We start from the raw sequence: 22,404 nt of genomic DNA, 5'->3' as shown, positions 1-22,404 counted from the left end.
GGGGCGGGCGAAGCCCGCCCCGAGCCGAATCATTAGAAAATGAGCTCAAACAAATGCTGCGATCAGGGCTAGAGAAGTCGTCATTTTTTCAAAATTTGTCATTTTATTCTTATGAAAACCTTTAACTTAGATCATCAAATTAAAACTCATGAAAGAATTATTCATCAAACGTTTTGAGTACTATAAAATGCTTGGAGATAAATCATTTGACCAAGTGTCAGATGAACAGATTTTCTGGCAATTCAATGAAGAGAGCAATTCTATTGCAATTATTGTAAAGCATGTTGCGGGAAATATGTTATCGAGATGGACAAATTTTTTAACCGAAGACGGAGAAAAGCCTTGGCGAAATCGCGATGAAGAATTTGTAAATACCTTTAAAACAAAACTAGAAGTTTTAGAATATTGGGAAAAAGGCTGGAAATGTCTTTTCAATGCTTTGAATCAGATAAATGACGAAAATTTATATTCAACGATTTATATCAGAAATGAAGCACATTCGGTAATTGATGCGGTCTTCCGACAACTGGCGCATTATCCTTATCATATCGGACAAATCGTTTACATCGCAAAAATGATGAAAAATGACGATTGGAAAACACTTTCTATTGCAAGAAATGAATCCCAAGAATTTAATTCCGAGATGGAAAATCAATTCTCTGTTCAGGATTTTGATTCAAATTCGTCTCCGGTTTGCTATCAGAATAGTGCCGAAGTGAGGGAAGAATTTAAGCAATAGATTGAATCAATTTCAAAGTCACATTAAAATTACTATCTTTGCACCCAGAAAAAATAGGAGTATTTCAATGTCAACTTTTCAACGAACTGCCGCATTTCACACCCTTGGCTGCAAATTAAATTTTGCGGAAACATCTACTATTGCCCGTCAATTAACGGATGCCGGTTACGATAAGGTAAGTTTTGATGAAAAGGCGAATGTCTACGTAATCAATACTTGCTCGGTAACAGAAAACGCAGATCGTGAGTGCAAACTTCACGTGAAAAGAGCCATGAAAGCCAATCCTGAAGGGTTGGTGGTCATTGTTGGATGTTATGCACAGCTGAAACCTGAAGAAATTTCACAGATTGACGGAGTTGATTTGGTTCTTGGAGCCAAAGAAAAATTCAATATTCTAAGTTATCTTGATGATTTGGAGAAATCTGAAAGCGAAGGAATTGTTCATTCTTGTGAAATTGAAGAAACCGACTTTTTTATCGGAAGTTATTCTATCGGTGACAGAACCAGAGCTTTTTTGAAAGTTCAGGATGGTTGTGATTACAAATGTACGTATTGTACCATTCCTTTAGCAAGAGGGATTTCTCGTTCTGACACCATCGAAAATGTACTGAAAAATGCTACCGAAATTGCAGCCAGAGACATCAAAGAAATAGTTTTAACAGGTGTAAACATCGGTGATTACGGTAAAGGAGAGTTCGGAAACAAGAGACACGAACATACTTTTTTAGATTTAATTTCAAAACTAGATCAGGTGGAAGGCATCGAAAGAATTCGTATTTCTTCTATCGAACCGAATCTTTTGAAAGATGAAAGCATCGAATTGGTTTCTAAAAGTAAAAGTTTTGTTCCGCATTTTCACATTCCTTTGCAATCGGGAAGTGATGATTTATTGAAAAAAATGAAGCGACGTTATCTGACGAAGCTTTATAATGATAGAGTAAACAAAATCCGTGAGGTAATGCCTCATGCGGCTATTGGTGTGGATGTAATTGTTGGTTTCCCAGGCGAAACAGAAGAAAGATTCATGGAAACGTATAATTTCCTGAATGATCTTCCGATTACCTATCTTCACGTTTTCACCTATTCGGAAAGAGAAAACACGGAAGCTGTAGGAATGGAGGGTGTTGTCCCTATTCCTGAGAGAAAGAAAAGAAATAAAATGCTGAGAATTTTATCTGAAAAGAAAAAAATGGCATTCTATCAAACCCAGCTTGGGAAGACACTTCCTGTGCTTTGGGAGCATGAAAACAAAGACGGCAAAATGTTTGGCTTCACAGAAAACTATGTGAGAGTACAGAAAGATTTTGACGAAGCATCCGTAAATCAAATCGAATTTCTGAATTTAGAAAAAATCCTGTCCGATGGCACGGTTTCTGTGCAATCGTCTTACGAAAGTTTTTTAGCAAAAGCATAGTCTCTTTGCAAAATTTCCACTAAATTTATTTTTAACTTTAAATACTACATTCATGAGAGATAAGTTTTTATCTTGGGGGATTGTATTAGTTATTGCTACATGGGTTGTAGCGATACTAATAAGAGCGCATTATTGGATACCGACGCTGCTATCCGCAATTTATGCATTGGGAGTTTACAACACGTACCAGTCGAAACATGCTATTCTGAGGAACTTTCCGGTATTGGGATACTTCAGGTATTTTTTCGAAGGGATCTCGCCCGAAATGCAGCAATACTTCATCGAAAGGGAAACCGACGGGAAACCGTTTCCAAGAAATCAACGTTCTGCAGTATACAGACGTTCTAAAAATTTGAGTGACACGGTACCTTTTGGAACTCAGCTTGAAGTTAATCACAGAAAATACGAAGGAATTAAGCATTCTATTTATGCTAAATCTCCATCAGAAGAACTTCCAAGAGTTTGGGTTGGGGGAGAGCAGTGTACACAGCCTTACCATGCTTCATTGTTCAATATTTCGGCAATGAGTTTTGGGGCGTTGAGCGACAGAGCACAGATTTCATTGAACAGAGGAGCAAAAAAGGGAAATTTTTATCATAATACAGGTGAAGGAGGAATTTCTCCACACCATTTGGAAGGTGGAGACCTTTGCTGGCAAATCGGGACAGGATATTTCGGATGTCGTGATGATGAAGGAAAATTTAATCCTGAATTATTCGCAAAATATTCTACACTTCCCAATGTGAAGATGGTTGAAATTAAACTATCTCAAGGTGCAAAGCCAGGTCATGGAGGAGTTTTACCAGGGGTGAAAAATACACCGGAAATTGCAAAAATCCGTCACGTCACACCAGGAATGACGATTATTTCACCGCCATCGCATACCGCATTTTCTAATGCGGCGGAATTATTAAAATTTGTTCAACATTTAAGAGAACTTTCAGGAGGAAAACCTGTAGGATTTAAACTTTGTATTGGTGATACAAAAGAGTTTGAAGACATCTGTGTTCAGATGAATGTTTTGAAAATTTACCCTGATTTTATTACAATCGATGGAGCAGAAGGAGGAACCGGAGCTGCACCGCCAGAATTTTCAGATGGTGTTGGAATGCCTTTGGAACCAGCCTTGATTTTCGTAAATAGAACGTTGAATAATTACAATTTAAGAAATAAACTACGAGTAATCGCCAGTGGAAAAGTTTTAACAAGCTTGGATATTCTGAGAGCGGTTGCCATGGGTGCAGATATGTGTAATAACGCGAGAGGTTTTATGTTCTCATTAGGCTGTATTCAGGCGTTGAGATGTAATAATAATAAATGTCCGACGGGTGTTGCAACACAAGATAAAATGCTGATTAAAGGACTAGATGTTACGGATAAAGCAGAAAGAGTCTATCATTTTCATAAAAATACGCTTCACACTTGTAATGAATTAATTGCAGCAGCAGGAAAAAGTTCTTATGATGAGGTTGATGCTTCGATGTTTATGAGAGGTGATGAATTTGATCACTTGGCAGATCTTTATTTCCCGGATATTTTAGGAAATGTAAAGCAGAAAGCTAGATATTAAAAAAGAGGAAAACCCTCAGTTAAAAAATAAAAAACCACTTCGGAAAGAAGTGGTTTTTGTTTTATATGAAGGCTAATGAAATTAGCTTATTTTTCGTCTGTAGGTCTTGCCTCTGTTTTGTACACTTGGAAGTTAAATACAAACGTTCTGTTTCTGAAAGAATAACCGCTGTAGTTGTAATGAGCATCTCTAGCAAAAGCTGCTCTTGAAGGTACGATAATTACACCTTGTAAATTGTAAGGAGCCCCATTAGCCAAATCAAAAGCCTGAAACTTTCTTACAGCTTCCTGAAAACCTTCTATTTCATAATAATTTCTTTGCTTTGCAGCATCAGTAGTTGCTGCGCTCAAAACAGTTTCTTTTACATAATAATACATAGGATCAGTCAACGGAGAACCAGTTTCTTCAAGAGAATTATATCCCGTCATGTTTGTTCCTGAAATAAATGCAATATTCCCATCTGTATTTGCCGCAAGATATGTTTTAGCTCTTGCTAAAATGGTGATCTTGTCATCATTTCCAATTGTTTTACCCGTAACTGGCGGTGTAGAATCATCTGGTTGCGCGCCTTTTCTTACAATATATACAACACCTGAAGATAATTTTACCGGAGCCGGAACCATCGCACTTAATTTTGTCTGATGATCATCAGCAGTATCTGTTGCACTAAATGCTTTTATATTTCCTTGAGCGTCTAAATAGTTTTCATCTAAAAACTTGGTAATAGACTGATCATCATAATCATTTTGTGTTGCAATATCGCTTGGTTCTACATAGGTAGTCGTATCATCATCATCTTTTTTACAAGCAGTGAAGCACAATGATCCTGCAAGGATATATAAAAATATTTTTTTCATTTCAAAAAACTTTAATTACTTTACAAATAATATAACGGCAAAAGTATAAAAAATTATGAGAATAGATAAATTTTTGTGGAGCATTCGCTTTTATAAAACGCGAACCATCGCTGCAGAGGAGATTAAGAAGAACAGGGTTTCTATTGGAGAATCTGCCGTGAAGTCATCTAAAGAGGTAAAAGAAGGGGATACAATCAAGATTCGTAAAAATCAAATTGATTATAAAATAAAAGTTATTCAGATCCCAAAAAGTAGGATAGGAGCCAAGCTGGTTCCGCTTCATATAAAAGATGTGACGGATAGTGAGCAATACGAACTGCTGAAAATGCGAAAAGCTTCGCAAAATTATTACAGAGCGAAAGGAGAGGGTAGACCAACGAAAAGAGATCGCCGTGAGATGGACGATTATATTGGAAATGATGTAGAATCTGATTTTACAGACTGGGACGATTTTTTCGGTGAAGCAGACGGTGATTCCGAAAGTGAAGATTAATAAACAAAATGAAAAGCTCTAGAGATAGAGCTTTTCTATTATTTCTGTAACGATATCTTCAGGCGTTCGGTTATCTGTATTGATATTAAACTGAGATTTTCCGTAGAATTGATTTCTTTCAAACAAATGTTTAGCAATAAACTCAGGGAGATCTTCCTCAGAAATTTTTGCAATTAAAGGTCTTTTTTCCTTTTGTTTTGAAAGTCTGGCGGCCAAAGTCATTACCGATGCTTTTAAAAATACACTTTTTGATCCCGTATTAATAATTTCCATATTATTATAATAAACAGGAGTTCCTCCACCAAGGCTCAAAATCAGGTTTTCCTCGGTAGCCAGAATTTCTTCCAGCGTTTCTCTTTCAAGCTTTCTAAAGTAGATTTCACCCTTTTTCTCGAAGATTTCAGGAATGGTTAATTTATTTCTTCTGGAAATCTCTTTATCTAGGTCAATTAATTTAAAATTTATTTTTTCGCTTAATATTTTGGAAATGTGAGTTTTGCCACTCCCCATGTATCCGACCAGTGAAATTATCATGAATTTATTTTAAACAAATTTGCGAAAAAGTTTTGAGATAACGAAAAAACTCCTATCTTTGCACCACTAAAAATGAGAGACGTTATCACAGTGTTAATCGTTGATTAAGTGGCCGACTCGGTAGCTCAGCTGGTAGAGCAATACACTTTTAATGTATGGGTCCTGGGTTCGAATCCCAGCCGGGTCACTAAAGATAAAATTACTAGATTTTTGTAATTTGTCGCCTGTGTGGTGAAATTGGTAGACACGCCATCTTGAGGGGGTGGTTTCCTAAGGATGTGCTGGTTCGAGTCCAGTCGCAGGCACACAGCAGAAAAAATTAAAATAATTGAATTGATAATTAAAATTTAATTTTATATTTATCATTACAATTGTGGCCGACTCGGTAGCTCAGCTGGTAGAGCAATACACTTTTAATGTATGGGTCCTGGGTTCGAATCCCAGCCGGGTCACAATTACTGAAAAGTAAGTTTTTATTTTATATTGAATGTTTCTAAATGAAGCTTTTGTTTAAAATAAGTTTTGAAAATACAAATTTATTTGTATCTTTGCAGTCTTAAAAATGGAAACAATAAGTTTTCGTGAGTAAAGTGACCGACTCGGTAGCTCAGCTGGTAGAGCAATACACTTTTAATGTATGGGTCCTGGGTTCGAATCCCAGCCGGGTCACAAGTTTACTGAAAAGTAAATTTTTTTCATATTAATATTTTGTGATTTGGTGTTTCAAAGGCTTCCTCAAGAGGCCTTTGATTTTTTATATACATTCTGTATTTCTAGACTTTTCTTAAATCTATTCTAAATTTTTTGGAGCAGTTACAAAACTTGCGGAGTAAATAAAAAGTTTGTATTCATAATGTTTGTCATCCCCGTAGGGATCTAATTATAGTATTAGAAAAAAGATTAAAACAATTCTTTATTTTTTTGTTTAACGCTATCGATCGCTAAGGCTTTGTATCTCATTACGCCTATTTTCGTTCGCGATGGCGTTCTACTCATCAAATGATAGCCGTATTTAATTTGCTTAGCTATGAAAATTCAACGCCTTAAACTTTGAGCACAAAGTTTTATGATTATGATAACTTTTAAGTTTCACAAAGCCGTTTCACTTATAAAAGACAATAAAAAATTTATTTACTTTCTCCCAAGTTTTGAGACTGAACCGATAGACGCTATAAATTTATTGTTGAAAATACTTTAATGTAGTATAAACAGATAGTATTAGAAATGTCATCCTGAGCGGAGTCGAAGGATCTCTGCATCATAGATATAAAATGCTTTAGGTTTAAATTAAAAAACAAAAAAGCGTTACTCAAAAAAAGTAACGCTTATTTTTTTATTAATTGTAAAAGAATATTTTCAAATCTCAGTCTTAACCTTAGCCTCAACCTTAATCCAAATGCATATTATCAATCAATCGTACTCCATCTACAATAACTACTATAAAAGCTCTGTAATTTTTACCTTTATAGAAAAAATCAGTCTCTTTTAAAGTTTCTTCATCGGCGATCAGGAAATATTCTAATTGCATTCCTTTTTGATTATCAAAAACATCCTGAACTTTTTCTTTAATTTCTGAAACAGGATTGATTTTAAACAATTCGTTTACCTTTTTCAATGTTTTATAAATAACCTTGGAAGCATCTCTTCTGTCTTCATGCAGTCTTTGGTTTCTTGAGCTTAATGCTAAACCACTTTCTGCTCTGTAAATGGGAACTCCGATTATTTTTATGGGAAGTTTTTTCTTTTCAACCATTTTCTTGATGATAGCCAACTGTTGAAAATCTTTTTCACCAAAATAAGCATTGTCTGGTTTTACCTGTCGGAAAAGCTCTTCTACAACGGTTCCTACGCCATCAAAATGCCCTGGTCGCGATTTTCCTTCCATTTCATTTTCCAATCCATCGAAATCATAATGCTGGCTTTCTGCTTTTTCAGGATAAATATCCACCACTTCAGGAATATAAACCGCATCTACCAAACCAGAATTTTCAAGAATCAAAATATCTCTGTTGATGTCTCTCGGATACTTTTCCAGGTCTTCCGGATTGTTAAATTGAGTTGGATTAACAAAAATTGATGATATCACCAGATCATTGTCTGCCCGTGCTGCTTCATATAGTGATAAATGCCCCTTATGCAATGCTCCCATGGTGGGTGCAAAGCCTATTCTTTTACCCATTTCTTTCTGTCTTTCAATGAAATCCTGAAGAGTTTTCTTATTTTTTAAAACTTCCATAGTTTATTTTAATAGTATTTCAAAAATACTAAAAATATCATATAATAAGGTGTAGTTTTAATAATTTGAATCAGGGAATTTTCGTAAAAAAATGTTAATTAAAATAATGTTGGATGTTTTTTTGTAATTTTGCACATTAAAGCAATTTTACAAAAATTTAGATAGAAGTTTATGCCGAATCAAAAAATACTGTATATTACTACAGAAATGTATCCATATCAAGAGGACACGAACATGGCTACAGTGGTAAACAAAATGGCACTTAAGATGCACCAAGAAGGCAATGATGTAAGAGTTTTTATGCCAAGATTTGGACAAATAAGTGAAAGAAAATTCCAGCTTCACGAGGTTATCCGTCTTTCTGGGATGAATATTATTATTAATGATCTAGATCAGCCTTTAATTATTAAAGTAGCGTCGCTTCCGGGGGAAAGACTTCAGGTTTATTTTATTGATAACGAAGAATATTTCAAAAGAAAACAGCAGTATTTCGAAGATGACGGAACTGCCTTTGACGATAACGACGAGAGAGCAATCTTCTTCGCAAGAGGGGTTATCGAAACCATCAAAAAACTAAATTGGGTTCCGGATGTCATTCACCTAAATGGTTGGATGGCTTCTTTCATGCCTATTTATCTTAAAACGTATTACGAATCTGATACATATTTCAAAGATGCTAAAATCGTTCTTTCTTTATACAATGAGAAAGATGCTGCTTTGAGTGCAAATGTGGAGGAAAAATTGAAATTTGATAATATTTCTGGCCTTAAAGCGTTAGATAAACCAAGCTTTCAAAGTTTTGTAATTGAAAGTATGAACTATGTAGACGCTGTAGTGAAGGGTGATGAGTTCCTGAATGAAGAACTAGACAAGGCTTTTAATGAAACTGCAACTGAGAAATCTGAATACTTGGATGTAGATTCTATAAATAAACTATATTAAAAAAACACATTTTTAATGACTTATACTATTAAAAGAACTTTCGCCATCCTTTTCTTGGCGATTTTTGGAAGTGCGTTGCTTTATAATTGCGAACCGGATGCGGATTCTTTAGGAGAACAGTTGTTTTTAGGTGATGCCGCACAAGGAAAAGAGATCCCTTTTGACCTTATAGGATATAATATTTATAATGATGATAGTATTCAGAGTGATGCTTCAAAATTAACTTCTGCGGTACTTGGAGCTTTTGACGAAACTCAATTTGGTATGCAGAAAGCTTCTTATCTTACGCAGGTGAGACTTCCTTCTTACGCTCCGGATTTCGGAACAAATGCTAAAGTAGACTCTGTAGTTTTGGTCATTAAACCAACTTACGCTTCAGATTCTGTGACCACTACAACCAACGAAGATTTTGTATATAAAGATGCAACAGGCGATATTGCTGCTAAAAAAGTGGTAAATACTTATCCTATTAATAAATATGGTAAGGCTAAAAAAACAATGACGCTTAAAGTACATGAAGTTACACAATTCCTTGACGGATATTCGGATAAAGTAAGTTCTAAAAAAGAATATGATTATGATTCTAGCAACGAACTTGGTTCAAAAGTTCTTGACGGGAATGTAAATTTAGTTACCATTACTAAAGATTCAGATGCTTCTTCAATTTATACTTCGTCTGCGGCGGGAATCAGAGTGAAATTAGATTCTGCTTTCTTCCAGAATAAAATTATTGCTAAAAAAGGACAGACTGAGCTAAGTGATGTTTCCAATTTTATCAGATATTTTAAAGGATTAAGAATTTCTGTGGCAGAAAATGACGGTTATTTAATGAACTTCGGTCCTAACGATCTTGAATTGGTAATGTACTACAAGAATGATAAAACTGAAAACGGTACCACTACAAGACCTCAGACAACCTATACATTTGCTGTAGGATCTGGAAATACACATATCGGAAGCTATAAATATGACAGAACAGGAACTCCTTATGATGCTGCAATGAAAATTATTAATGAAGGAACGGGAGATAGAAGATTATATACTCAAGGTATGGGAGGTGCTTCTATTGGAGTTAAATTCTCACAAAGTTCAATAGATTCATTAAAACAAATGTATAAAACAAATAAAGCAGCGATTATCAGTGCTAAGATTAGAATTTATACAGATAAACAAGATTGGACTAATAAATATTATAAGCCAACTTCATTTACTATCTTACAGAAAGTAAAAGATGGAGCTACAACAACTTCTACATTTACTACAGACTTAACAGCTATTGCAGGATCTAATAATTTCTCTCTTTACAGAGGGTATGATTTAGATAAAAATCCGTCATACTATGACTTTACTGTAACTAGGTCTCTTAAAGATATTGTAGAAGATGATACAGTAACTTATGATGTTTATTCTAAAAAATATTATAGAATTGATTTAGGAACTTTCTTACAAACCTCTACAGGAACACTTGCTGGTCAGCAATACAGCTCAAGAGCTTATGACAGAAGCAGAGCTGTTTTCATAGGATCAGATGCAAGTGATAAAGTCAACAGAATTAAGGTGAGAGTTACCTACGGAACAAAATAATTTAAAAAAACTAAAAAACACGAGATAAAATATGTGCGGAATAGTAGGATATACAGGTTTTCAAGATGCTTACGATATCGTAATCAACGGTCTTAGAAGATTGGAATACAGAGGGTATGACAGTGCCGGAATCGTTCTTGAAAATGGAAATAATAAACTTGAAGTTGAAAAGACCAAAGGGAAAGTAGATGATCTTGTAAATATTTCGAGCCAGCTAAAAGGGGTTGCGAAAATAGGCATGGGACACACTCGTTGGGCTACTCACGGAGTTCCTAGTGATAGAAATTCTCACCCGCATTTGTCTAACAACGGAAAAATTGCATTGGTGCATAATGGTATTATTGAAAATTATGATACCATTAAAACCATGCTTAAGGATAAAGGTTTTACTTTTAAATCTGAAACAGATACAGAAGTTTTGGTAAATCTTGTACAGTATTTTATGGATTTAAATGCTGAAACAGACTTCCCGACAGCTGTAAGATATGCTTTGAATGAAGTATATGGTGCATATGCGATTACCGTAATGCACGAAGATTTCCCTGGCGAATTAGTTGTTGCTAGATTGGGATCTCCTTTAGCAATTGGTCTTGGTGATAAAGAATATTTTATTGCTTCAGATGCTTCTCCATTTGTAGAATTTACAAAAGAAGCGATCTATTTAGAAGAAGGTCACATGGCAACCATCTCTTTAGAAAGAGGGGTTGATATTCGTACCATTAACGATAACTCTAAAATTGAGCCGGAAATTCAAGAGCTTAAGTTGAGTTTGGAGCAGATTGAAAAAGGAGGTTATGAACATTTCATGCTAAAAGAAATTTTCGAACAGCCAAAATCTGTACACGATACCATGAGAGGTAGACTTATTGTAGATGAGGGTGTTATTAAAATGGCTGGGATTTGGGATCATATCGAGAAATTCAAAAACGCCAACAGAATCATTATCATTGCTTGCGGAACTTCTTGGCATGCAGGTCTTATCGGAGAATATCTGATTGAGGAATATGCAAGAATTCCGGTTGAAGTAGAGTATGCTTCTGAATTCAGATACAGAAATCCTATTATTACAGATAAAGATGTTGTAATCGCGATCTCTCAATCGGGAGAAACTGCGGATACAATGGCTGCTTTAAAATTGGCTAAAGAAAAAGGAGCATTTATCTATGGTATTTGTAACGTGGTAGATTCATCTATAGCAAGAATTACAGATGCTGGTTCTTATACTCACGCAGGTCCTGAGATCGGGGTGGCTTCTACAAAAGCTTTCACGGCTCAGCTTACTATTCTTACGCTAATTGCATTTAAATTAGGTAAACACAATGGTAACTTAGGAAATGCAGAATTCATGAGCTTAATTTCTGAATTGGATGCTATTCCAAGAAGAATTGAGGAAGTTTTAAACACTACTCATGAATTAACTCAAAATATTGCAAAAGACTTCGTAAATGCTACCAATTTCCTTTATTTAGGAAGAGGATACAACTATCCGGCGGCATTAGAAGGTGCATTAAAGCTTAAAGAAATCTCTTATATTCATGCTGAAGGATATCCGGCTGCAGAAATGAAGCACGGTCCTATCGCTTTAATTGATGAAAACATGCCAATCGTTATCATTGCTCCGAAGAAAGGGCATTATGATAAGATTGTAAGCAACGTTCAGGAAATTAAAGCCAGAAAAGGAAAAATAATTGCTGTTGTAAATAAAGGAGACACGCAGGTAAGTGAAATGGCAGACTACGTAATCGAGATTCCTGAGACATCAGAATGCTTCTCACCAATCGTAGCATCAGTGCCTTTACAGTTGTTGGCATACTACATCGCTGTTTACAGAGGTGCAAATGTTGATCAACCAAGAAACCTTGCGAAATCTGTAACTGTGGAATAAAAGTTTATTTGAAATAAAATAAATTTAGATTTCTCACGTTATTTCAAAAAAAATCTTAAAAGTTTCTTAAAAAAATTATATATTTACGGCTTAATTATAAAAATTAACATGAAAAGGATATTTCTTTTATTATTGTCTGCGTCGGTAGCGTCGGTATCTTGTTCAGGTGGTGGTAGCTCTTCTGTGGGAAAACCAGGAACAAAAGGAGAATTGATACCAAGAGAAAAAACAAAATCATTTGTTGCAGAAAGACCTTTCGGTATGGTTGCAATCCCTGCAGGATCCTTTATTGCAGGTTTAGCTGATCAGGATCCTACAAATACTCCTGAAAAGGCGGGATTGAAAACAGTTACTGTTTCTGCTTTCTTTATGGATGAAGCTGAGACTACTAATGCTGAGTACAGAGTATTCATTAATTACGTAAGAGATTCTATCGCTAGAACTCTACTTGCTGAAGCTGCCGGAGAAGGTGGTGAAGGTGGTGGAAGAGGTACCGGAATCGGTGATTATGCATACCTTGCGAAAAAAGAAGATAATTTAACACCATATCAAGAATATTTAGAGGGACAAGGAGGTAGAGAAGACGGAGAGTACGATGCTAGCAAAAAACTAGATTGGAAAATCCCTTTGCACTGGAGTACTTCAAAATATCCTGATGTAGAATATGCAGAAATATTAGAATCTATGTATTTACCTGCATCTTCTAGAATTGGTAATGAAAGAATCCTTGATGTTAGTAAGTTGAAATATACTTACAGATGGGGAGATATGGGAGCTGCAATTGCTGATAACGAAAGAGGTGCAAACTACCTTAAGAGTGAAAGCATTGCTATCTATCCAGATACAACTGTTTGGGTAAAAGATTTCCACTTCGCTTATAATGAGCCATTATTTGAACAATATTTTTGGCACAAAGCTTACAAAGATTATCCTGTAGTAGGGGTAACTTGGGACCAAGCAAGAGCTTATTGTAACTTCAGAACAAAATTAAAATCTGATTACAACGAAAGCTTAAAAAGAAAAAAACAAAGACCTTTAATTTTCAGACTTCCTACAGAATTTGAATGGGAATACGCTGCAAGAGGTGGTATGCAGAATGCAACTTACCCTTGGGGTGGTCCTTATTTGATGGATGACAGAGGTTGTTACTTAGCTAACTTCAAACCGAAGAGAGGTAACTACATGGAAGACGAGAAAAAAGGAACTTATACATATACAGCTCCAGTAAAGAAATTTAAGAAAAATGGATATGGGTTATTTGATATGGCTGGAAACGTTTCTGAATGGACTGAATCTGCGTATAACAACTCTTCATACGGGTTCTCTTCTACATTAAATCCCTCTACTAAAGACAGAATTGATAACAAAAAATCTGTAAGAGGTGGATCTTGGAAAGACGTAGGCTATATGCTTATGACAGGTGCAAGAGACTGGGAAAGAAAAGATTCTGCTAGAAGTTATATCGGATTTAGAACGGTACAGGATATTCCTGAGGCTGCTGTAAAACCTAGAACTATCAAAAGATAACACATTATTTTTCGGCTAATTATTTTTATTAAAATTTAACATTAAAAAAAACTAACGTATATGTTTAAGACTAAAGATGCGTGGATGAATTTCTTCTATTCATTCGGTGCTGCAATTGTAATTCTTGGAGCTTGGCTTAAAATTACTCACATTACTCTGGGACCAATTAATGGTAACATTGCCCTTACTGTAGGACTTATTACAGAAGCTATCATCTTCATCATTTTCGCATTCGACCCTCCGAAAACAGAAGAGTCTTATGCATGGGAAAATGTTTATCCTGAATTATTAGATAAGCATGCAAACCCAAACCCTTTACACTCAAACGTTACTTCTCCAAAAGGAGCTAACCTTACGAATCAATTTGCAGAATTAGAAAACTCTCTTTCTACTAAATTGGATAAAATGTTGGAAGATGCTAAACTTGATGTTCAGTTATTTGAAAGATTAAGAACTGGTATTGACAAGTTTTCTAGCTCTGTAGATCAAATTAATCAAACTGTAGATGTTTCTGCTTCTACTCATAAGTATAACGACCAGTTGAACAAAGCTGCTACTCACATGGAAAGCATGAATGCTCTTTATGCTATGCAATTAGAAAGCGGTAAGAGACAGTCTGAATTTGCTAATAAATATGTTGCAGATATGCAAAAATCTGCAGAACAATCTGAAAAATTCAATCAAGAGTTACAAGGTTTAACATCAAACTTAAACAACTTAAACAGAGTTTATGGTGGTATGTTAACTGCTATGAAATCTTAATTCCCAAACCATTCATAATTTAACTACTTAATCAAAAAAACAAAAAGAAAGAATGGCAGCAGGAAAACAGACACCTCGTCAGAAGATGATCAACCTAATGTATTTGGTGTTCATCGCGATGATGGCCCTAAATATTGATGCAGAAATCATCAGATCATACTATGACTCAACAAAGGCGCTTAATGAGACAAGAAATTTAACGGAGAGAAAAAACGAAAAAATCTTCGAAAGAACTCTTGAGGCTAAAGCTCAGCAAGTTCCGGATACTTATGCTCAACCTTGGGAAAAGTATAAGCAATTAAAAGGAAAAATTGATGTTTTAGTGAAGTCTGCTGATGATATTAAAACTACGCTTAAAAAGCAATCAGAATTTCATGATAAAGATCCTAAAACAGGAAAAGATCTTGATGTAAGTGAAAACTTTGCTGCTCTTAACAACAATGAGGCAACAATGGCTTACTTCTTCAAAGAAGGAGATGAAAATGCACCATCAAAAGGAGCTTTAGATTTAAAAGCAAAAATTGATGATGTTAGAAATTTTATTAACTCTGCATTTGGAAACAATCCTCAGTTACAGGATTTAGTAGATAGAGCTAATAAATCTATCATTGCTGAATATCCTAAAGGAAAATCTCCTAACGGTAAGACATGGTTTCAGAATAAATTCTATCACCAACCACTTATCGCTGCGATTTCAAACTTAGAAATTATTCAGAATGATGCAAGAAACGTACAATCTGATGCCTTAGCATTATTACTACAAGAAAAAGTAGATGCAAGTATCAAATTTACAAGCTACGAGCCAATTGTTTCTGGTCCTACCGATATTCAGGCTGGTAAGCAGGCTGAAGTAAAAGTAATGTTAGGTACTTATTCTAATAGCAATAAGATCAGCATTTCTGGAGTGAGCAAGCAAGAAAATGGTAAAGGTATCATTCCTATTTCTGGAGCTGGTATCGGAGAACATAAATTGAGTGGAACTATTACGTTAACAGATGCTACTGGTAAACCTCAATCTTTCCCTTGGACGCATACTTATAATGTAATTGCAGGGCCGAGAGAAGTAAAAATGGAAAAAGGTTTATTACTTTCTGCTGATAAGATGAACGTAATGTATAGAGGTCTTGAGAACCCTGTATCTGGTTCAATCTTAGGTGCTGATAATTCTAAATTATCATTATCTGCTCCAGGCGCTACTGTTAAGAGTACAGGTGCTGGAAAATGGATAGTAACACCTTCATCTGGTAATACTGTTAAGTTAACTTTGTCAGGAACGGATCCTTATGGTAAGACTGTATCTCAGGTGTTTGAATATAGAATTAAAAATGTTCCACCTCCACAAGGTCAGATGAGAGGTCAAAATGTATTGTCTATGCCGGCATCATCTGTGCCTAATCAAACAGTACAGGCGGCTATTCCGGATTTCGACTTCCCGGTATCATTCACTGTTAATCAATTTATGGTTAAAGTACCTGGTAGAGCTGCATTATTAATTAAAGGAAGCAGCTTGGATGAAGCAGCAGGATTAGTTAAGAATTTGAGAACAGGAGATGTGGTTTATATCTTTGATATTAAAGCAACTGCTACAGGTCTTGGAAATCAGGGTATTAAAAATATTACTCCTATTGTTATCAATATTAATTAATATTAATAAGTTTAAAATAGCATTATGAAAAAATATATAAGCACTCTTTTAGTTCTAGTTTCGGGATTTACTTTTTCCCAAACTATTCTGAACGCTTCTTCTCCGGAAGAATTTAGAAAGATGAGAGAGGAAAACAAGCAGAAAGTAGGAGATACTGTTGTTGATAAAACAGTAAAACCTTTGGAATATGGCTTTGTTGATGATAAAGACATTTTAAAAAGTATGTTTGTTTGGGAAATTATCGATATGAACGATAAAATTAATCAACCATTCTACTATGATAATCCGGATGGTTTATTAGCTACTCAAACAAGATCATTATATCAGTTATTATTGGATGCCGCTACTACTGGAAAGATTCAGGAAGTATATGATGACGAAAACTTTGTTACAAAGCTTTCTCCTGAAGGTATTCAAAAAAGACTAGAAAGTGTAAGAGTTGCAGATGCTGCGATCGATATTCTTAACTCAGGAAGACAATTAACTGAGCAAGAGAAAAAAGAATATACTGACGTCATTAAAACTACAAGTGATAAAGTTAAAGTTCTTAAAATCATGGGTATGTGGTTCATCGACAGAAGAGATGGGCAAATGAAGTACAGACCTCTTGGTATTGCTGCTATGGGACCAGATCCTGCTGTACAAGGTAGAACGGGACCAGATGGGCAACCATTGGCTGCTGCTGATGAGCTGATTGATTTGTTCTGGATCTATTATCCAAGTGCAAGAGATATTTTAGCGAATAACTATGTTTTCAACAGAAAAAACTCTTCAGCTGACCTTTCTTTTGATGATATTATTAATGCAAGAAGATTTTCTTCTATCATTTATAAGTCTTCAACAGGTTTAGGAGATGGTGTTATTAAAGACTATATCCCAAGAAATGCTGATGAGCAATTAGAAGAAAGCGATAGAATCAAAGAGCAGATTCTAGAAATGGAAAATGATATGTGGAATTACTAAGATTTCACTTGATATTTATAGAAAACCTGAGTATTTTTACTCAGGTTTTTTTATTATGAGAAATGTAGATTATATAATCGTAGGAGACGGATATGCAGGTCTTTTTTTTGCACATCAACTGATTAAAAATAACAAATCGTTTGTACTGTTTTCAGAAGGTAAAAAGAGTGCTTCTCAGGTATCGGCGGGGATTATTAATCCGGTAGTTTTGAAGAAATTTACTACTTTTTGGTTAGCTCAGGAGCAGATTAATTTCTTAAAAGAAACATTGAAAGAGATTGAAGCATACACAGGACAAAATTATTTGATTGAAGCTCCTATTCACAGAATTTTTCATGATGAAAATGAAAAGAATTTATGGCTTAAAAAATCAGAAAAAGAAGACTTAGTTAATTTTCTTGATCAAAAATTTGATCGTTTAAATATAGTAAAAAACGATTTTCTCTCCGGAAAGGTAAATCAGTCTGCTAGACTTGATGTTAATGGATTTTTTAATGGTTTATTTAAGTTTTTAGAAAATGAAAGCAATTTAATTAAAGAAAAATTCAATTATTCTGAAATTGATATTTCTGAATCATCTTATCAGGATTTAAAGTTTAAAAATATTATTTTCTGTGAAGGAATGGCGGTGAAAGATAATCCTTATTTTTCTGAAATTCCGGTGAATCCAAATAAAGGACATCATATTAAAGTTGAACTTTCACAACCTCTTTCAGAAAATATTACAATCAAAAAGAAACATTTCCTTTTTCCAACCTATAATGGTCTGTATTTTTATGGCGGAACGTATGATAGAGAACAATTACATGAAAATATTGATGAAACGGCCGTAGAACAGCTTAAAAATGGGTTGTCTGAGTTTTATCCTTATGATTTTAAGATAAGTGAAATTAATTTTGGTTTCAGACCTACTGTGAAAGACAGACGACCAATTATAGGAAGACATTCAGAGTTTAATAATTTGTACATTTTCAATGGTTTAGGGGCTAGAGGTATTTTGAATGGCTGTTATTTCACCAAAAGTCTATATGATTTTATTGAAAATAACATTCCGCTGCATCAGGAGATTTCTTTAGAAAGATTTAAATAAAAAAATAGGATGCAAACAGCCAAAAAACAAATTGGGATGAGTATCTGATTCTGGCGTGTTTGCATTCCCTACTTCCACTTAATAATTATATTGTAGATTGTTCATTGGTTTATTTCATATATCTATCGTTTTTAATGGTTAATACTATTTAAAAAAACATTTGCACTCACTTTAATATTTTTAAATTTATGTTGATTGTGTTTTTTTAGCTGAGTAGAATTAAATATTAAGCGAATGCAAATGCTTCTGTTTGAAGTGTTTTTTCCATTTTGCCACTGTGTTTCTACTTAATTTAAAATGATTTGCTAATTCTGTGTTATTCAATTCATTTTTTTCTTGATATTCTAAGATTTCCAGTATTGTATTTTTATCGTAAGATCTATGTTTTTGGTTAAATTCTACCGTTTTTTTATCCTGTATTCCAAAAATGATATTATTGAGTTTTATTACGTCAAGCATTGATATTTCTTCCTTACTAAGGATATTGTTGCACTCTTGTTTTTTATTAGGATGGTCTCTGTTAATGATATCATTATAGATCACCCTGTAATTTGGGCATGTTCGCTGCATGATATTCGTATTTCTTAGTTAATTTTTTGTGTATGTTTATCATTTTCCATATCTCGGTATTTCACCGTCCATCGGTGTAATGTCGTTTTCGGAATTCCGTAGCGCTCAATCACTTCATTCATGTTTTTTTCGCCGGAATTAATGAGCTCTACAATAAAATCGATCACCTCTTTTGTGTAAATATTTTTCCTGAATTGAGGTAATGATGTAGATTTTTCTTTCTGACATGTATAAAAATTACTTTGGGGAGAAAATAAAATTAAATGCTGAGAATAAATTCTAAAGAAATCGTATTCCAATAATTTACTCCACTTTAAAAGTAATTCAGTTTCAATGGTTTTAGAATCATACATGTTTTTTATATCCTCTTCGGTGCAAGAAAAAAAATTGCATATTCTGGATATATCTATTTCATATTCTGTGACTCTTTGTTCAATCAAAGCGCCTATATTTATGTTCTTAAACGATTTCATAATAAGTTTTTTGATTTTATGGTAATAATGATTTGGTGTTCTGTTTTTAAAAACGATTTGCTTTTACATTAATGTTGAAACAAATCTATTTAGTAGGAATTAAAAAAGATTAATTTAAGCTGTTAATTGGCGTTAATTAATCAACCACTATTGTACTATATGTGTTAATTGTAAATTTGTAATTTATTGATTTGTTGATTTTTACATTTTTTTAAGTGTTAATTCATTCATTGCTTAATATTTTAGCATTATTAACAAAAAAACTGAGCTTATTCTATGATATTATAATTCTTTTAAGCTTAGAATTTTCTATCATTTCTAAAATTGGTTTTTTTTAATTCAGAGTCAAAATGATCTCTTGGTAACCTTTTTTACATCTTATTTATCAATATTATCTTTTTTATGAAGTTTATACTTACATGTTTTTATCTGTTAATTATTGAAAATTTTAACTGAAATTTTTCTTTTGATGTGTCTTGTTTTCTTTTTTGTATGATTTTCTTAAATCTCATGTATACTGCATTTAGAGACGTTTTTTTTATAATTTAGAGTATGCATTGCTATCGGATAATATTGCTTTTTGTGCTCTTTTTTATACTGACCTCGTGTCACGCTGAAAAAGATAATAGCTATTTTTATGATATTAATAAAGAACTTTCCGAGGTTAGTGATAATCAAGAAGTAATTTCTAATATATATAAAAGAGAATTAGAAAAATATAAACATACTCATGAGTTAAAATATCTTTTAAGTAGCAAATTTGTACTCACTTTTAAGGAGCCTGATGAAAAGTCTAAAAAAGTATCTCTCATCTATGAATTGTTAAGAATAAATGATGATGATTATGAGTTTATTACAGCTTTTTGCAAGCTTTCTTTAGCGTTGGAATTTGAAAACACTTCACCCAAATTAAGCTTACAATTTCTAAACGAAGCCATTAAAATAGAAGAGGTAAATGATGAAAAAGTTTTACTTCCGCATTTATATCACGCAAAAGGCAGATGGTACTATCAGCATGAAAACTATTCTCTTGCGAAAATCTACTTTTATAAAGCGCTTAAGACTTTTAAAAAAGATGAAAAACTTTACTTGGCTTCTATGTATAATAATTTCTCCTTGTGTGATAATAAATTAGGAAATATAGACTTAGCGATTAATCAAACATGGTACGGAATACGAATTTTGGAATCTAAAAAAGATTTAACCGCTGAGGAAATCTTTTTTATTTATATGATGAAAGGTAATTTAGGTGTTTTTTATCTTTATAAAAAAGATTATAAAAATGCTGAAAAATACATGAGCGAAGAGCTCGAATTCTATAAATACAAAAAGAAATTTGAAGATAACAGCGTTAAAAATATAGGACAATTATTAAAAGTTTATACGATTACTCATCAAAAAGATAAAGAAGAAGATTTAGTAAATTATTTGATTTCAATAGAACCTGAAGTAAAAATGACATATATGAAAATATATGTTTATGAAGTACTACAAAAGTATTATTCTGACAAGAATGATCTGCAGAAATTAAAGTTTGTCTCCCGAAAACTTGTAGAGCTGAATAATGAAAGTAATAAAGAAACGATGAAAGATCTTGATAATGTATCTGATATTTTGAACGGATATATTATTAAAAATATTAACCAAGAATATGACTATAAAATTGAAAATCAGGAAAGAAAAAATATTTTATTGATTGTTTTGGTTATCATTATAATAGGAATTTTTATAAAGGCTATTTTAGATATAAGAAGAAAAAATAAGGAAGAAAGAGAGCTTTTAGAAGGTTTGAAAAACGAATTGGAAACCAATAATGTAACTCTTGAAAAAAATATACAAGAAAAGCAGGATAAGATTAAAAATCTTCGTCTTAATCTCAATCTGAAAATTGAAAATGAAAAGGCTTTTCTGGAGAATCTTAAAAAAATCCGAAGATCAAAAAATTTAGACGCTGGTGAAACTGTGCGTAATTTATTTTTTCAGATGAATAATCTCGTTCAGATGGATGAAAAAAATCATGAGTTAATGTATGAAAGTTCTTTGGAAAACAGAGAGTTTATCAAAATTATCTCAGATAAATTTCCTCAATTGTCTGAACAGGAACTGAAACTATGTGTCTATTTCAGACTCAATTTATCCTCGAAAGAAGTTTCATTATTAGAAAATATAACTCCGGGAAGTGTAAGAGTGTACAAAACAAAAATCAAAGCCAAAATGCAGCTTACAAAAGAACAGGATTTATATACATTTTTAAATTCAATAAAATAATTCTTATAATTTAATCTTGGAACGAAATTTATTGTATCTAATAGTAAAATTAGATAATGAATGAAAATGTTTTAGGAATTATTGCCGGAATTTTTACTTCCGTAGCAATGTTGCCGCAGCTTATTAAAGTGATAAAAGAAAAAAATGCAGAAGATTTATCTTCAATAATGTTGATTGTTCTTATTACAGGGCTTTCCTTATGGGTTTGGTATGGCTTTATTAAAGATGAGCTTCCGATTATTTTATCCAATGCGTTTGCCGTGATTTTAAATATAACTTTACTTACCTGTTGCTTTATTTTTAAGAAAAAGTAAATTGTTGAACACGAAAAAAGTGCTTATAGAAATAAGCACTCGATTTATAATATTTCAATTGTTTTTATTGAAGAACAAATTTCGCTAAAGGAGCCATTCTTGCTTTATTTAAAGTCAATGTATTTCCATTTACCGAATAATTATCAGCAGATAATAATGCTTTTACGAAAAGTTGTTCTGTTTCCAGATCTTCACAAGCAATCATTGTAGACATTCCCTGATTAAATTTTATTCTCATTATTTCAGGCTTTATTTCAAATGTTCCACCAACACCGTTGCAGCTTCCGTTTCCTTCGTATCTCATATCAGCCATATTTAGCTTAAAATGAGGATTCGATTTTGGATCTTTCAAAGCAATCGGTTTCCCGTTAATCTCAGTAAGTTTCCATACTTTTCCGGTAATATCATTGTTTCCCTGAGTGGGCGGATTAGGAGTGCTGGGTTTGCTCATACAAGATGCTGCGAAAAATATGATTAAAATGAAGGAACCTAAATAATAACGTAAACTTTTCATATTTGTTTAATTTTAATTGTTAAA

At 33.4% G+C, this 22,404-nt stretch carries 20 protein-coding genes and 4 tRNA genes; 18 read left to right on the top strand and 6 right to left on the bottom strand.

The window, feature by feature from the left end; genetic code table 11:
- Nucleotides 1–148 precede the first annotated feature (148 nt).
- The 3 genes from ABEG63_RS07635 to ABEG63_RS07625 all read left to right on the top strand — a co-directional run bounded on the left by ABEG63_RS07635 (nt 149) and on the right by ABEG63_RS07625 (nt 3,723).
- Entirely contained in the window at nt 149–739 is a 591-nt protein-coding gene (locus tag ABEG63_RS07635; protein WP_346584014.1) for a DUF1572 domain-containing protein, read from the top strand.
- A 67-nt stretch (nt 740–806) separates the two neighbouring features.
- Nucleotides 807–2,153 (top strand): tRNA (N(6)-L-threonylcarbamoyladenosine(37)-C(2))-methylthiotransferase MtaB, encoded by a 1,347-nt coding sequence (gene mtaB, locus ABEG63_RS07630; protein WP_346584013.1) that lies wholly within the window; start codon nt 807–809, stop codon nt 2,151–2,153.
- A 52-nt stretch (nt 2,154–2,205) separates the two neighbouring features.
- The gene (locus tag ABEG63_RS07625; RefSeq protein ID WP_346584012.1) at nt 2,206–3,723 is read left to right on the top strand and encodes an FMN-binding glutamate synthase family protein; all 1,518 of its coding nucleotides are present in this window, start codon (nt 2,206–2,208) and stop codon (nt 3,721–3,723) included.
- 86 nt (nt 3,724–3,809) lie between these two features.
- On the opposite strand, the gene ABEG63_RS07620 is transcribed toward ABEG63_RS07625, so the two are convergent.
- Nucleotides 3,810–4,580 (bottom strand): hypothetical protein, encoded by a 771-nt coding sequence (locus ABEG63_RS07620; RefSeq protein ID WP_346584011.1) that lies wholly within the window; start codon nt 4,578–4,580, stop codon nt 3,810–3,812.
- Nucleotides 4,581–4,635: 55 nt separating this feature from the next.
- Here ABEG63_RS07620 and ABEG63_RS07615 point away from each other — a divergent pair, with 55 nt between their 5' ends.
- A complete protein-coding gene (locus ABEG63_RS07615; protein ID WP_267403980.1) occupies nt 4,636–5,073 on the top strand; it encodes an RNA-binding S4 domain-containing protein in 438 nt (145 codons plus the stop codon).
- Between the two features lie 18 nt (nt 5,074–5,091).
- Here ABEG63_RS07615 and ABEG63_RS07610 read toward each other — a convergent pair whose 3' ends face one another.
- The gene (locus ABEG63_RS07610) at nt 5,092–5,607 is read right to left on the bottom strand and encodes a shikimate kinase (protein ID WP_346584010.1); all 516 of its coding nucleotides are present in this window, start codon (nt 5,605–5,607) and stop codon (nt 5,092–5,094) included.
- Nucleotides 5,608–5,721: 114 nt separating this feature from the next.
- On the opposite strand from ABEG63_RS07610, the gene ABEG63_RS07605 reads away from it, so the two are divergent.
- The 4 genes from ABEG63_RS07605 (at nt 5,722) to ABEG63_RS07590 (ending at nt 6,276) form a co-directional block, all read left to right on the top strand.
- Nucleotides 5,722–5,794 (top strand) — tRNA-Lys (locus tag ABEG63_RS07605).
- 35 nt (nt 5,795–5,829) lie between these two features.
- Nucleotides 5,830–5,912: transfer RNA gene (locus ABEG63_RS07600), tRNA-Leu, on the top strand.
- Between the two features lie 74 nt (nt 5,913–5,986).
- A tRNA-Lys gene (locus ABEG63_RS07595) sits at nt 5,987–6,059 on the top strand.
- Between the two features lie 144 nt (nt 6,060–6,203).
- Nucleotides 6,204–6,276: transfer RNA gene (locus tag ABEG63_RS07590), tRNA-Lys, on the top strand.
- Nucleotides 6,277–6,994: 718 nt separating this feature from the next.
- Here ABEG63_RS07590 and panC read toward each other — a convergent pair.
- Nucleotides 6,995–7,843, bottom strand: coding sequence for a pantoate--beta-alanine ligase (gene panC / locus ABEG63_RS07585; RefSeq protein ID WP_346584009.1), 849 nt, complete (start codon nt 7,841–7,843; stop codon nt 6,995–6,997).
- Nucleotides 7,844–8,014: 171 nt separating this feature from the next.
- Between panC and ABEG63_RS07580 the strand changes: the two genes are divergently transcribed.
- From ABEG63_RS07580 to ABEG63_RS07545, 8 genes are all read left to right on the top strand, one after another.
- The gene (locus tag ABEG63_RS07580) at nt 8,015–8,785 is read left to right on the top strand and encodes a glycogen/starch synthase (protein WP_346584008.1); all 771 of its coding nucleotides are present in this window, start codon (nt 8,015–8,017) and stop codon (nt 8,783–8,785) included.
- Between the two features lie 15 nt (nt 8,786–8,800).
- On the top strand, nt 8,801–10,369 hold the full coding sequence (locus ABEG63_RS07575) for a DUF4270 family protein (RefSeq protein ID WP_346584007.1): 1,569 nt from the start codon (nt 8,801–8,803) through the stop codon (nt 10,367–10,369).
- A gap of 31 nt (nt 10,370–10,400) precedes the next feature.
- Nucleotides 10,401–12,254, top strand: a complete 1,854-nt coding sequence (gene glmS, locus ABEG63_RS07570) for a glutamine--fructose-6-phosphate transaminase (isomerizing) (RefSeq protein WP_346584006.1) — start codon at nt 10,401–10,403, stop codon at nt 12,252–12,254.
- 108 nt (nt 12,255–12,362) lie between these two features.
- Nucleotides 12,363–13,781, top strand: a complete 1,419-nt coding sequence (gene gldK, locus ABEG63_RS07565) for a gliding motility lipoprotein GldK (RefSeq protein ID WP_267403968.1) — start codon at nt 12,363–12,365, stop codon at nt 13,779–13,781.
- Nucleotides 13,782–13,841: 60 nt separating this feature from the next.
- On the top strand, nt 13,842–14,543 hold the full coding sequence (gldL, locus tag ABEG63_RS07560) for a gliding motility protein GldL (protein WP_312398450.1): 702 nt from the start codon (nt 13,842–13,844) through the stop codon (nt 14,541–14,543).
- A 52-nt stretch (nt 14,544–14,595) separates the two neighbouring features.
- A complete protein-coding gene (locus ABEG63_RS07555) occupies nt 14,596–16,188 on the top strand; it encodes a GldM family protein (protein WP_346584005.1) in 1,593 nt (530 codons plus the stop codon).
- Between the two features lie 24 nt (nt 16,189–16,212).
- The gene (gene gldN / locus ABEG63_RS07550) at nt 16,213–17,151 is read left to right on the top strand and encodes a gliding motility protein GldN (protein WP_346584004.1); all 939 of its coding nucleotides are present in this window, start codon (nt 16,213–16,215) and stop codon (nt 17,149–17,151) included.
- 55 nt (nt 17,152–17,206) lie between these two features.
- Nucleotides 17,207–18,241: an FAD-dependent oxidoreductase gene (locus ABEG63_RS07545; RefSeq protein ID WP_346584003.1), complete on the top strand. Its 1,035-nt coding sequence runs from the start codon at nt 17,207–17,209 to the stop codon at nt 18,239–18,241.
- 219 nt (nt 18,242–18,460) lie between these two features.
- Here the strand turns inward: ABEG63_RS07545 and ABEG63_RS07540 are convergent, their stop codons facing one another.
- Entirely contained in the window at nt 18,461–18,811 is a 351-nt protein-coding gene (locus ABEG63_RS07540; protein ID WP_267403958.1) for a helix-turn-helix domain-containing protein, read from the bottom strand.
- A gap of 14 nt (nt 18,812–18,825) precedes the next feature.
- Entirely contained in the window at nt 18,826–19,164 is a 339-nt protein-coding gene (locus ABEG63_RS07535; RefSeq protein ID WP_312398434.1) for a hypothetical protein, read from the bottom strand.
- Nucleotides 19,165–19,866: 702 nt separating this feature from the next.
- On the opposite strand from ABEG63_RS07535, the gene ABEG63_RS07530 reads away from it, so the two are divergent.
- Both ABEG63_RS07530 and ABEG63_RS07525 read left to right on the top strand, forming a co-directional pair.
- Nucleotides 19,867–21,552 (top strand): hypothetical protein, encoded by a 1,686-nt coding sequence (locus ABEG63_RS07530; RefSeq protein WP_346584002.1) that lies wholly within the window; start codon nt 19,867–19,869, stop codon nt 21,550–21,552.
- Nucleotides 21,553–21,608: 56 nt separating this feature from the next.
- Nucleotides 21,609–21,866, top strand: a complete 258-nt coding sequence (locus ABEG63_RS07525) for a SemiSWEET transporter (RefSeq protein WP_267403954.1) — start codon at nt 21,609–21,611, stop codon at nt 21,864–21,866.
- 64 nt (nt 21,867–21,930) lie between these two features.
- On the opposite strand, the gene ABEG63_RS07520 is transcribed toward ABEG63_RS07525, so the two are convergent.
- The gene (locus ABEG63_RS07520; protein ID WP_346584001.1) at nt 21,931–22,380 is read right to left on the bottom strand and encodes an META domain-containing protein; all 450 of its coding nucleotides are present in this window, start codon (nt 22,378–22,380) and stop codon (nt 21,931–21,933) included.
- Nucleotides 22,381–22,404 lie beyond the last annotated feature (24 nt).

The organism is Chryseobacterium sp. C39-AII1 (assembly GCF_039672645.1).
In the GTDB taxonomy this organism is placed as follows: Bacteria; Bacteroidota; Bacteroidia; order Flavobacteriales; family Weeksellaceae; genus Chryseobacterium.
This window is presented reverse-complemented; position numbering and strand designations above follow the sequence as displayed.